Genomic DNA, 12651 nt, shown 5'->3' with positions numbered 1-12651 from the left:
AATGAGTGAAGGACCTGTAAGAGTACTTATTGCAGATGATCACAACCTGGTCAGGGGCGGAATAGTAAGCCTGCTGGACAGCATTGACGATATTTATGTCGTCGGCGAGGCGGATAACGGGCGTGATCTTATTAATAAATACACCGAGATACATCCCGACGTAGTTCTGACGGATATTTCAATGCCTGTAATGTCAGGTATTGAGGCTGTAAAACAGATAACAAAAAAAGATCCTGCAGCAAAAGTACTCTTTGTATCAGTTTATGAGGGTGATGAATATGTCTATCAGGTGCTTAATGCAGGTGGAAAAGGACTTGTGCATAAAAGTATTGTAAAAGGCGAACTGGTGCTCGCCATTAAGTCTGTCTACCAGGGGGACCAGTATTTCGGAAAGGGTTACACCGAAAGCAGGCTGGATGAAATTGTTAAAAAGTATTCTGCAGCAAATAACACAGAAACCGTTAGCCGTGAGGATGTGCAGTTGAGTCCCAGGGAGCTGGAAGTCCTCAGGTATGTCTGTGAAGGCCTTAGCAGTGCTGAAATAGGTTCAATACTCGGTATCAGCAGGAAAACTGTTGAAACGCACAGAGGCAGTCTTATGAAAAAGCTGAAAGTATCGTCTTCCTCCCAGATGATTAAATATGCTATTTTAAATAAGATTATTTAGCCTAAATATTTTAACTTAAGGACAGGATTTTTTAGATTTATTTTGCTTATTAATTCTTTTATGCGTTTTTTCGACGCTCCGCATTAAAGTGATGCGGCAAATAGTTCCGTATTTTTTCGTACTAAAATCTGGAAAAGAGATGAAAACCCCAATACTTAAAACTTTATTATTTTTCTCATTTTTTATGTTTTTTGTCCCAAACCTTCTTTCCGCACAGGAAGTCATTGGAAAAATATTCACAAAGGCCGAGGCCGACCAGATGTTCGGTCCCGTGCTTAAGAAGTTCGATATTGACGTTAATGCAGTAAAGGCTCTTCTTGATCAGGCAGGCGACTATGTTATGTTTAATTACGACAGCGACGACCTTTACATTGCTAACGGCAAAAAAAAGGTGATATTTAATTATGGGCAGATGAAAAATTCTTTTCCTACCGAAATATTCAGGAAATTCAGTGTCTCGGTAGTAAGGGACCTGCTCAGCAGAGGAAGCGAGGATAAGGTACACATTGAAAAAAGAGCGGACGTAGTTACTCTTACATACGCCGAAAGCACCATGGATATGGCCAAATTGTGTCCTCCTAATTGCTTCTAAATATGATTATTGCAAAACTGATAACTTATTTATCTGTAATTATCTGGATTTTCCCGCCCCTGAGGCAGTTCAGGGGCAGGTTTTTTTATTACTTCCTGATACTTGGCCTTTCTGACCCGGTCACAATGGCATTGGGCTATTTTAACCTGGAATGGTCAATTCCACTGTTTATTTTATTCTCGGCAGGTCTTTTTTTATCTCTACCTCAGCAAAACAGGTATTTAAGACTCCTTTATCTCATTCCTGCTTTTATACTTTACATAGCTGCAATATCTTTCCTGCGGGCTTCAGACCTGATAATCTTAATAGGTATCATCCACCTCATGATCGTCTTTGTTCTTTTCAAGTACACGGTAAGTTACGTTTATAAAAACGGAATGATTCAGGTTTTTCATCTGTTGCTGCTTACATATGAAACATCCATGATGCTTAAGTTTATCAATGTTATATTTGAATGGAATAGCGGAATAGTTTATTTTAATTTTATTACCGGCTTCCAGATAATACTGGGCATACTGTTCTGCTTCATCAGAGAAGACAACCCCAGGCTGGCACTTAAATTCAGGTAATCACTCCTTCTGCCCTCTGGTGCAAAATGAAAGCCACCAGAATTGTTTCATTGATATTATGCGGCATTTTAATTATATTTAATGTCAGAATTTTGCATAAATTTTAACCGGCAGTAAGGATATTGGAAATTACTTTTTATAGAAATACAAAGGAATTTAATACAGGAAACTTTCCAGAAGCTTATTTTTCCCCTTTCAAAAAGGGGCCCGGGGTAAATACTTCACAGGATGAAGGAAAAATAGTTTTTTAAAGAAGCCACTTTTTGAAGTGGCTTTTTTTTTGGCAATTTGCATAATTATACAATCTGCGGCCGGATTTAAACAGATTGTATAATAAAGGAACTAAATTGGCGGATTTTGGCTTAATATTTTTTAGCTCTGTTTTGTACTTTAAGATTTTAATAACCAGGCAATCATATAAATGAAAAATAAAGTTAAACTTGTACTTCAGGACGGATCGGAATTCAGCGGGTATTCCTTCGGGAGCCTTAAGAATGCCACGGGCGAAGTGGTCTTTAATACCGGTATGGTAGGTTACCCTGAGACCATGACAGATCCCTCCTACCGCGGACAGATTCTCGTCTGCACCTATCCCCTCATAGGCAACTACGGCGTGCCGGATGACACGAGGGAAAACAACCTCTTAAAGCATTTTGAATCTGAACAGATTCACGTAAGGGGACTAATCGTATCCGACTACTCGGAAAACTATTCGCACTGGAACGCCTCGCGCTCACTATCCGACTGGATGTGCCAGCAGGACATTCCCGGCATCTACGGCATAGATACGAGAATGCTCACCAGGAAACTCCGTGAAAAAGGAACCATGCTGGGCAAGATTGTAACTGAAACGGGCGAAGAACAGGATTTTGAGGATCCGAACCAGACAGACCTCGTAGGTGAAGTAAGCGTAAAAGAACCCGTCTTTTATGCAAAAAGCCAGAAGAAAATTGTGGTTGTCGACTGCGGGGCCAAGAACAACATCTTCCAGGCATTCCTCAAAAGGGATATCTCCGTTATGAGGGTGCCTTACGATTATGATTTTACAAGGGAAGCCGCAGACGGCGTGGTGATCTCAAACGGACCGGGAGATCCCAAGATGTGCAAAGTTACAATTGAAAATACAAAGAAAGAAATTCAGAGCGGACGCCCTATCTTAGGCATCTGCCTGGGAAGCCAGATACTTGCCCTTGCAGCAGGAGCCGATACATACAAGCTTAAATACGGCCACCGCGGCCATAACCAGCCCTGCAATGAAGCCGGCACAAGAAGATGCTATATAACGAGCCAGAACCACGGCTACGCAATTAACACAGAGACACTGCCCGAGGACTGGAGAGAATGGTTCAACAACGATAACGACGGCACTAACGAGGGTATTATTCACATTTCCAAACCGATATTCGGCGCCCAGTTCCACCCCGAGGCTTCGCCGGGACCGGATGATTCGGAATTCATTTTTGATATGTTTGTGAGGTCACTTAAATGATTATAAAAAGAAAAGCAAATAAAGTTTTAATTCTAGGCTCCGGGGCCCTTCAGATAGGCCAGGCAGGAGAATTCGATTACTCGGGAAGCCAGGCCATTAAGGCCCTTAAAGAAGACGGCGTACAGACTGTCCTCATAAACCCGAACATAGCAACCATACAGACCTCCGAGCAGTTTGCAGACAAGGTTTATTTCCTTCCGATCAAGTCTGAATTTGTGGAAAAGATCATACAGAAGGAACAGCCCGACAGCATTCTTTTGGGCTTCGGAGGGCAGACGGCCTTAAACGTGGGCGTGGAACTTTATGAAAAAGGGATACTGGATAAGTATAACGTGAAGGTACTGGGAACCCAGGTAGAGGCGATAAAAAATACAGAAGACCGCCTGCTCTTTGCAAACAAGGTAACTGAAATTGGCCTTAAGGTAGCCAAAAGCCGCACCGTAAATTCATATGAGGAGACTTTTACCGCTGCTGAGGAGATCGGATACCCCTTGATGGTCAGAATCGCTTACGCTCTTGGCGGGCTGGGTTCAGGCATAGTAAAAAATAAAGAGGAACTGGCCGAGAAAGCAAAAAGGGCTTTTTCATTCACAAACCAGATACTTTTAGAAGAATCCCTCTACGGCTGGAAGGAAGTTGAATACGAGATTGTACGCGACCGCTACAACAACTGTATTACAATCTGCTCCATGGAAAACGTCGACCCGATGGGTATTCACACCGGAGACAGCATTGTTGTTGCTCCCGTTCAGACGCTTTCGGCCAAGGAGAACTTCAAGCTCCGCTCAATCGGAATTAAGCTCATACGCCACCTTGGAATTATCGGCGAATGCAACATACAGTACGCGCTTGATCCCAATTCGGATGACTACAGAATTATTGAAGTAAATGCCCGCCTCAGCCGCTCAAGCGCCCTGGCCAGCAAGGCAACGGGATACCCCCTGGCATTCATTGCAACAAAGCTTGCATTGGGCTACGCGCTTAATGAGGTTGAAAATATTATTACACAGGAAACAAGCGCATGCTTTGAACCGGCCCTGGACTATATTACGCTTAAATTCCCGAGGTGGGACCTTCAGAAGTTCAGCCAGGTGTCTACACTTTTAGGAAGCGAAATGAAGTCTGTGGGTGAGGTAATGTCCATCGGGCGCAGCTTTGAAGAGGTGCTTCAGAAAGCCATACGCATGCTGGACGTGGGTATGAACGGCTTTGTATGCAACGAAATTGAATTAGGCGACCTGGATAAGGCAATTGAAGCTCCGACAGATAAAAGAATGTTTGCAATTGCACGGGCACTGCAGGAAGGATATTCTGTAGAAAAAATTCATGAGCTTTCAAAGATCACCCCGTGGTTCCTCTACAAGATGAAGAACATTGTGGAGGTTGAAAAGGAACTCTCAAAGAAAAAGCTTTCAAAAGTTTCCGGAGACCTTTTAAGGGATGCCAAGCAGAAAGGCTTCTCTGACAAGCAGATTGCTCTTATATTGAAAGAAGAAGAGCTTTCTGTGCGCAAGAAAAGAAAAGACCTTAACATTATTCCTGTTGTAAAACAGATTGACACTCTTGCAGCAGAATACCCGGCAAAGACAAACTACCTTTATATGACTTATAACGGTCAGGAAGATGACATTAAAACGGGTGAGAAAGAACAGATCGTTGTCCTTGGAAGCGGAGCCTACAGAATCGGCTCCTCGGTTGAGTTCGACTGGTGCTGCGTCAACTCGGTACAGACATTAAACAAGCTCGACTACCGCACAATTATGATAAACTGCAATCCCGAGACTGTAAGCACGGATTATGACATCTGCGACAAGCTTTATTTTGAAGAGCTTACCTTTGAACGCGTGCTCGATATATATGAAAAGGAAAATCCTGATGGCATCATCGTCTCCATGGGAGGCCAGATTCCAAATAACCTTGCAGTAAAACTGCACGAAACGGGAGTTAAGATTCTTGGCACTTCCCCAAGCCAGATCGATAACGCCGAGAACAGGCATAAGTTCTCGCAGATACTGGATGAACTTAAAGTGGATCAGCCGCAGTGGAGTGAGCTTACAGACCTTAAGGAAGCAAAGGAATTTGCCTCAAGAGTAGAATACCCTGTACTCATCAGGCCCAGCTACGTCTTAAGCGGCGCTGCAATGAGTATAGTGCTTGATGAAGATGAGCTTGAGTTCTATCTCGACAAGGCTTCCGAGATCAGCAAAGAGCACCCTGTTGTAATAAGCAAATTCATCACAGGCGCTCGTGAAATTGAAGCCGATGCCGTTGCCGACCAGGGAGAAGTTTTCTGCTACGCAATTTCAGAGCACGTGGAGAATGCCGGTGTGCACTCCGGGGACGCCACACTGGTGCTTCCGCCGCAGAGGACTTACCTTGAAACGATGCGCCGCGTAAAGATAATTACAAAACAGATTGCCGAGGCGCTTGAGATAACGGGACCGTTCAACATTCAGTTCATAGCAAAGGATAACGACGTAAAGGTTATTGAATGCAACCTGAGGGCATCCAGAAGCTTCCCCTTTGTATCCAAAGTGCTGAAAATAAACTTTATAGATATTGCCACAAAGCTCATTATGGGCGAAAGGGTCAACAGAATTGACCGCTCGTCCTTCGATCTGGATTACGTGGGTGTTAAGGCCTCGCAGTTCTCATTTACGCGTCTTAAAGGCTCGGATCCGGTCTTAGGCGTTGAAATGTCCTCGACAGGAGAAGTTGCCTGCCTGGGAGACGACTTTAACGAAGCCTTCTTAAAGAGCTCACTTTCCACCGGGCACCGCGAGCCGAAGAAAGCCGTAATGCTTTCAACCGGAACCTTAAAGGATAAGGCTGAACTTCTTGACAGCATAAAGATGCTCCATGAACGCGGCCTAAAATTCTATGCAACAAAAGGTACGGCTGACTTCCTGAAGGAAAACGGCATGGAGGCCGAAGTGTTATACAGGCCTTATGACAACGTTGAACCGAATATTGTCACCTACCTTTCAGAAGGCAAGATAGACCTAGTTATAAATATCCCGAAGACAAATGAGAAAAACGAGCTTGACAGCGATTACGTCATAAGAAGGAAAGCTGTTGATATGAATGTACCGCTTATAACAAACACGCAGTTTGCAAAGCGCTACATTAAATCTCTAAGAATGTACTCCCCGGCAACCCTTGAAATAAAGAGCTGGGACGAATACAACTGAAAAATAAATAAATGAAACGGAATAAGGGGCAGAGGAATTAAAAACTTCTGTCCCTTTTTCTTTTTAATCCCTTACAATCCCGCCTGAATTACCTTGTCGTATTCCGACTTAAAAGATTTTATGGCCTTAAAGATCGATTCAGCAATATTGCCCTGCCCCTGTTTGCTCTTTAAGTATGAGGCGTCTTTTCTGTTTGAAAGAAATCCCGTCTCCACCAGAACGCTCGGCATGGATGCCCCAACAAGCACGTAGAAGCCCGCCTGCTTGACGCCGTTGGATGAGACTTCAAGGTCATGGTTAAACTGTTTATTTAACATATCCGAGAACTGTTCTGAATAGCGCATATACGAGGAGTGAGCCATTGTAACAAGTATAAAGTTCTCGTCCGTCAGTTTCTGGTAGTGCGAGCGGTTGTCCTCATACTGAATTACGCTGTTTTCCCTTTCGGCTATCGATATGGCCTCTTTTGTTCTTCCGGGTCTTAAAAGGTAAATCTCAAAGCCGTTTGCGCCTGAAGGTTTCTGAGGCGTGGCATTGCAGTGGATTGAGATAAAAAGGTTTCCGTTATTCTCGTTTGCTATTTTACCGCGCTTGTAAAGCTCAACAAAGTTATCCTTCGAGCGTGTATAGACCACCTTAACGTCTTCCATGTTCTCCTGGATCATTTTCCCGAGCCTGAGTGCAATTGCAAGATTGATCTCCTTTTCCTTTACGCCGTCAACGCCAATTGTACCGGGATCTTTTCCGCCGTGGCCGGCATCAATTACAACAGTGTTAAGAGTCCATCTCTCCTTCTGCTTTTCCTGCGTGGAAGACATTTTGGAGAGAAGTTTGTTGTGAATTGTAATAAGGAGTGCCTGGCCGTTCTCACCGGGGAATGTTTCCGACTTTGAATACCCGTCGGCTAAAGAGAACTCCATCTGTGTGTTTGATCCGACTTTTTTTACATTGATCTTTTTTACGAGCCCTTCCGGTTTCAGGCTTTCAATTTTATTTTCATCGGCGCTCAAGCCAAGTATATTCAGATACAACGTGCCGTCTTTTATTGTGCTGCTGTAGCGTCCGATCTTTTTCTTCGATTTTATATTTATTAAAGTTCCGTTTGATTTAGTCTCTATAGAGACCATCTGAATATCGTATTTTGAATCTAAACTTTCTGTTTCAGTCTTCTTTTCAGTCTCAGTTTTCTTTTCAGTTTTGGTTTTCTTTTCAGTCTCAGACTTCTTTTCAGGCGTTTCTTTTTTAGTTTCTTCTTTTTTAATCTCTTCCTTCTTTTCATTCTCGTTTTTTACAAGAAGAGGTTTTTCTGTTTCTTTGTACTCAGACCCCTTACTCCCCTCGGTAATTTCACTAAGCTTTGTATTGAAGGTCAGATTGTCCTTGCTTGCAGATGAGAAGATAGCGCTGCAGAATTCAAAGGGAACGAACAAGTCGTTATTTTCCTGAATGACGGGAAGAGGGATCTGTTTTACTTCCTGGCTGCCGTCTGATTTATTAATCAGCACAATGAACTTGCTGCCGGAGGTCAGTTTTAGTGTAGAGCTGCCGAACCCGACTTCAATTTTTCCGTTTGAGGGATTAAAGAAAACCGTGGCTTTAAGTGCCGAGGCAAGATCACGGACAGAAATAAATTCAACGCCTTTTTTATTAATTGATTTAAGGTCTTTTACCTGTCCCTGGCGGGAACTGAAGGTAATACTTCCCTGCGCGAGTATGCTCTGGGCAGCAATAAGGATAGAAAATAACAAAAGCCTCATTCTCATCGGTACGTATTCCTCATTTTATCCAATAAAAGGAAGCAGAAATCCTGTCTTTTTTCTGTAGTCATCATATTTTTCCTTAAAGTGTTTAGCAAGCAGCCTGTCTTCTTCTCTTGCCCTTAGTATAAGAAGGGGGACCTCCAGAAAAAGCACCAGCGGCAGAACAATATAGCTCAGAAGTGCAAGGGCTGCCCCCAGGTCCGTAAGTATCTGTCCCAGATACTGCGGGTGTCTTACAACCTTAAAAGGGCCTTTGGTTACGAGCTCATGATTTTTAGTAATTAAAATATCCTGTGAATAGCTTTCACCCATCGACTTATAAGCCCATACCTGGAACCATGAGAATGCCACGTTAAAAAACAGGCCGAAAAGGCGAAGCGAGTTAAGCGTGGGGTACTTTCCGTAAGAAAGCGTTCCGATCTGAAAAATTGAGACGATTGTAAAGACGAGCACAATGAGCGAAACGTTCGGAGGCAAGTTCTGAAGGAATGTCTTCGGGCGTTCCTTTACAACCGTAATGGCGCTTCTGAAGCCTTTTTTTGCCCCGCCCATATTTGCCCCTAAAGTGGCAATTAAATTCAGTCCCAGGAGTATATTTATTGGATCCATCCGTCTATCTCTTAAGATATTAATACATCATAAAATCAAACCTGAATATAATGAAGAGCAGTCAATTAGCCAAACGCATATAAGCTTCTCAATGGAGCCCGGGGTGGATTCGCGCACATTTTTATTTCATTAATTTATGGATTGTAAGCGTCGATTAGATTATTTTACTATGGAACGTTATTAATAGTTTGCCGCATGCTACGACACAAAAAGCCATGAAACCTAATTTAATTTTATGATAATTCCAGAGCACAAGATAGAGGAAGTCCGTTCCTCTATAAGCATAGTAGACGTAATTTCAGAATTTGTTCAGTTAAAGAAGAGGGGTAAAAACTATCTGGGCCTCTGCCCTTTTCATCAGGAAAAAACCCCGTCCTTTATTGTCAGCAGCGAAAAGCAGATATACCACTGTTTCGGGTGCCATGCCGGCGGCAACGTATTTAAGTTCCTCATGGATTATGAAAGCATCTCCTTCGTCGAAGCCGTGCAGGAGATTGCCAAACGCTCAGGAATTATACTCGATACCAATGAAAATGTCCATACCGAAAAGCAATCGGAAATGGAGGTGCTTTATGACATCAACACCCTGGCGGCAAAGTTTTTCTCCGGTAACCTCCTTCATAGCCCTCTGGGTGAAGCCGCAAGGAAGTACTTTGCGGGAAGAAAGATAAATTTACAGACTCAGCGTGCCTTCGGCCTCGGTTACGCCCTGCCAGAATGGGACGGATTCCTTAGGCATGCAAAGAGCAATAATGTTGAGCTGGAAAAAGCGCAGCAGCTGGGACTTATAGATAAAAAAGACGGGAGCAACTATTACGATAAGTTCCGTGACAGAATAATATTCCCGATATTTTCTCCCAACGGGCGCGTAATAGCATTCGGCGGGCGCATTATGGAGAAAAACCCCAACCTGGCCAAATACCTCAATTCTCCTGAATCCCCCGTTTATTTTAAGAGGAAAACGCTCTACGGGCTCTATCATTCCAAAGACGAGATTAGAAAGCTCGACAAGGCAATCCTGGTGGAAGGCTACCTGGATTTGATCTCCCTTTTCCAGCACGGGGTTAAAAACGTTGTGGCTTCCTGCGGCACGGCCCTTACAGAAGAGCAGGCACAGATGCTCTCACGCTACACGAAAAACATCGTTGTTTTCTACGACTCGGATCCCGCAGGCGTAAAGGCCTCCCTTAGAAGTATTGAAATCCTGCTAAAACAGAATTTTGAGGTCAAAATAGCCGAGCTTCCCGACGGAGAGGATCCCGATTCCTATATTCACAATATGGGGCGTCAGGCTTTTGAAGAGCAAATGAAAAGAGCGCTGAACTTTCTTGAGTACCAGACTCTTCAGTATGAAAAAAAAGGGATGTTCAATGATCCCGAAGAGCAGACAAAAGCCCTCCGGGAGCTCGTTCAGTCGGCTTCTTACGTCAACGACGAGCTGAAGAGAAACCTCCTTATTAAATCCATAGCAAAGAAATTCAACCTGCGTGAAAAACTCCTGGAATCAGAGCTGGAAAAGCTGAAAAAAAGCTCTTCCTCGCCTTCAAGAGTTCATCAGGCCTCAAGGCAGGCTCCGCAGGATAGTTTTCAGCATAATAATTCCACGCAGGAGAGTTTTCCCGAGAGTTATTTTTCACAGGGTGAGTTTTCCCAGGATGATTACTCTCCCGCGGATAATTTCCCTCAGAGCAGCCTGCCGGAGGCCCTAAGGAAAAAGCAGGAACCGGCAGCTCCCGAGGCCTCACCCGTGGAAAAAGAGATCATAGGGCTATTGTTTGAGGGAGAAAAGAAGATAATTAAGTATATTTTTAACCATCTTACACCTGAAGATTTTACCGAACCAATGTCGCAATACCTGGCAGAGCTGGTCTACGACACCTTCCAGAGCGGTGAGGATGTACTTCCGGGCGCCCTGATTGACAAGATTGAGGACGAGAAGACAAAACAGTTCGTAATTAATATGTCCATGGAAAAGCATTCTATAAGCAGAACCTGGGAGGAAATCAACCCTGGGGACGATGAAAGCCAGAACCTCATACGTTACGCCAGGGATACTATAAAACAGTTCCGTCTTTTCAGGATAGATAAAGAACTTAAAATAAATTATAATAACATTAAGAACTCTGCCGATGAAAATGAAATTCTGCGCCTGATGAAAGCCAGGAATTACCTGCTTGAAGAAAAAAAGCTGATTCAGAAAGAAAGCACATAACTAAGGCAGAGTGTTTTAGACCGATAGCGTGAATAATCGGGCTTTTCTTAAAGTCAGATTACTTAATTGAGAGGAATACAAGAGATTTGCATAATCCTAAACTTTACGAAATAAATACTCGCGTTTGGATTAAAAAGTTTAACGGCCAGGAAGGGAAAGCCCCCTTAGAGAGCATTCCCGAAGAGGTGTGGAGTAACCTTTCCGAAAAGGGAATGGACATAGTATGGCTGATGGGTGTATGGAAAACCTGCCCCTCGTTAATCCCCAGGTGCTGCTTTAAGGATTTTCTCATCCGGAACTACGACAAGGGTCTCAGAAACTGGAAAGAAAGTGACGTCATAGGCTCGCCATATGCACTTGACGATTATACCATAAGCCCTGAACTTGGACGTGAGGACGCCCTCATAAATTTAAGGAAAAAGCTGAACAATATGGGCTTAAAGCTCTTTCTGGACTTTATTCCAAACCACTTCAGCGCAGATTCGCACCTTCTGGACACGAACCCGGAAATTTTCCTGCAGGCCGACGAGGATATTTTCGGGCGCGACAGCCACACCTACTTTAAGCCCGAGGGGAAAGACAGGATATTTGCACACGGGCGCGACCCGTTCTTCCCGGCATGGGAAGATACGGCACAGGTCAACTATTTCAGTCCCGAGGCAGTTGAATTTATGACGGAACGGCTCTTGAAAATTGCCGGCCTGTGCGACGGCGTCCGGTGCGACATGGCAATGCTCCCACTGGAGAATGTTTTCTATAATACCTGGCGCGGCACACTGAGTAAAATGGGGTTTCAAAAACCTGCCCGGAAGTTCTGGAAGTATGCAATTGAAAAAGTAAAGGAAAAGTACCCCGATTTCATCTTTATGGCTGAGGCCTACTGGGATCTTGAATGGGAGCTTCAGCAGCTGGGCTTTGATTATACTTACGATAAGAAGCTCACAGACCGCATTTTGTCGGGAAATGTGCCGGAGATAAAGCTGCACCTTATGGCTGAACCAGATTACCAGGCAAAATCGGTAAGGTTTATTGAAAATCACGATGAAGAACGTTCCTACGCTGTAATGGGCAAGCACAAAGCTCAGGCAGCCGCCATAATTATAAGCACAATTCAGGGAATGAGGTTTTATTTTGACGGCCAGTTTGAAGGCAGAAGAATTAAACTCCCGGTCCAGCTAGGGCGCGAGCAACAGGAGCGCCCGGTAGAGTGCATAGTGGACTTTTACGATAAGCTCCTCACAATTACAAAGTCAGAAATATTCCAGGAAGGCCAATGGAAGCTTCTGGATGTGCTTCCGGCCTGGAGCGAGAACGATACCTGCAGGAATATACTTGCCTGGCAGTGGACCATGGGGGAAGAAAAGCGCCTTGTTGTCATAAACTTCTCTGAATTCCACTCCCAGTCAAGAATAAAGCTGGACGTAAGAGGCTACGAAGATCACTTTGAGATTACGGACCTCCTGCACGACATGGAGTACTGGAGAAGTGCCGAGGAGGTCTTCCACACAGGATTATTTATAGACTTAAATCCGTGGCAGAGCCACATATTCAGCTACTAAGCT

The 12651-nt window shown here is 44.1% G+C and carries 9 protein-coding genes; 7 read left to right on the top strand and 2 right to left on the bottom strand.

The genetic code is table 11. The features are described from left to right. The first annotated feature begins 1 nt into the window (after position 1). The 5 genes from HF312_07900 to carB all read left to right on the top strand — a co-directional run bounded on the left by HF312_07900 (position 2) and on the right by carB (position 6508). A complete protein-coding gene (locus HF312_07900; protein MCU7520129.1) occupies positions 2 to 667 on the top strand; it encodes a response regulator transcription factor in 666 nt (221 codons plus the stop codon). A gap of 139 nt (positions 668 to 806) precedes the next feature. Further along, positions 807 to 1259, top strand: coding sequence for a hypothetical protein (locus HF312_07895; protein ID MCU7520128.1), 453 nt, complete (start codon positions 807 to 809; stop codon positions 1257 to 1259). 2 nt (positions 1260 to 1261) lie between these two features. Next, positions 1262 to 1828, top strand: coding sequence for a hypothetical protein (locus HF312_07890; protein MCU7520127.1), 567 nt, complete (start codon positions 1262 to 1264; stop codon positions 1826 to 1828). Positions 1829 to 2249: 421 nt separating this feature from the next. Then, positions 2250 to 3317 (top strand): glutamine-hydrolyzing carbamoyl-phosphate synthase small subunit, encoded by a 1068-nt coding sequence (gene carA, locus HF312_07885; protein ID MCU7520126.1) that lies wholly within the window; start codon positions 2250 to 2252, stop codon positions 3315 to 3317. Further along, positions 3314 to 6508, top strand: coding sequence for a carbamoyl-phosphate synthase (glutamine-hydrolyzing) large subunit (gene carB / locus HF312_07880; GenBank protein MCU7520125.1), 3195 nt, complete (start codon positions 3314 to 3316; stop codon positions 6506 to 6508). The genes carA and carB overlap by 4 nt, the downstream gene beginning before the upstream one ends. Before the next feature lie 71 nt (positions 6509 to 6579). Here the strand turns inward: carB and HF312_07875 are convergent, their stop codons facing one another. Both HF312_07875 and HF312_07870 read right to left on the bottom strand, forming a co-directional pair. Next, positions 6580 to 8265 (bottom strand): hypothetical protein, encoded by a 1686-nt coding sequence (locus HF312_07875; GenBank protein MCU7520124.1) that lies wholly within the window; start codon positions 8263 to 8265, stop codon positions 6580 to 6582. Between the two features lie 24 nt (positions 8266 to 8289). Beyond that, a complete protein-coding gene (locus tag HF312_07870) occupies positions 8290 to 8877 on the bottom strand; it encodes an isoprenylcysteine carboxylmethyltransferase family protein (GenBank protein MCU7520123.1) in 588 nt (195 codons plus the stop codon). Positions 8878 to 9112: 235 nt separating this feature from the next. On the opposite strand from HF312_07870, the gene HF312_07865 reads away from it, so the two are divergent. Both HF312_07865 and HF312_07860 read left to right on the top strand, forming a co-directional pair. Beyond that, entirely contained in the window at positions 9113 to 11089 is a 1977-nt protein-coding gene (locus HF312_07865) for a DNA primase (protein ID MCU7520122.1), read from the top strand. A gap of 65 nt (positions 11090 to 11154) precedes the next feature. Beyond that, the gene (locus HF312_07860) at positions 11155 to 12648 is read left to right on the top strand and encodes a glycosidase (protein MCU7520121.1); all 1494 of its coding nucleotides are present in this window, start codon (positions 11155 to 11157) and stop codon (positions 12646 to 12648) included. Positions 12649 to 12651 lie beyond the last annotated feature (3 nt).

This window comes from Ignavibacteria bacterium (assembly GCA_025612375.1).
GTDB lineage: Bacteria > Bacteroidota > Ignavibacteria > Ignavibacteriales > SURF-24 > JAAXKN01.
This window is presented reverse-complemented; position numbering and strand designations above follow the sequence as displayed.

Bases quoted from the DNA above. Each gene is read 5' to 3' on its own strand.
- HF312_07900 (MCU7520129.1), top strand. From the start codon at position 2: ATGAGTGAAGGACCTGTAAGAGTACTTATTGCAGATGATCACAACCTG.
- HF312_07895 (MCU7520128.1), top strand. From the start codon at position 807: ATGAAAACCCCAATACTTAAAACTTTATTATTTTTCTCATTTTTTATG.
- HF312_07890 (MCU7520127.1), top strand. From the start codon at position 1,262: ATGATTATTGCAAAACTGATAACTTATTTATCTGTAATTATCTGGATT.
- carA (MCU7520126.1), top strand. From the start codon at position 2,250: ATGAAAAATAAAGTTAAACTTGTACTTCAGGACGGATCGGAATTCAGC.
- carB (MCU7520125.1), top strand. From the start codon at position 3,314: ATGATTATAAAAAGAAAAGCAAATAAAGTTTTAATTCTAGGCTCCGGG.
- HF312_07875 (MCU7520124.1), bottom strand. From the start codon at position 8,265: ATGAGGCTTTTGTTATTTTCTATCCTTATTGCTGCCCAGAGCATACTC.
- HF312_07870 (MCU7520123.1), bottom strand. From the start codon at position 8,877: ATGGATCCAATAAATATACTCCTGGGACTGAATTTAATTGCCACTTTA.
- HF312_07865 (MCU7520122.1), top strand. From the start codon at position 9,113: ATGATAATTCCAGAGCACAAGATAGAGGAAGTCCGTTCCTCTATAAGC.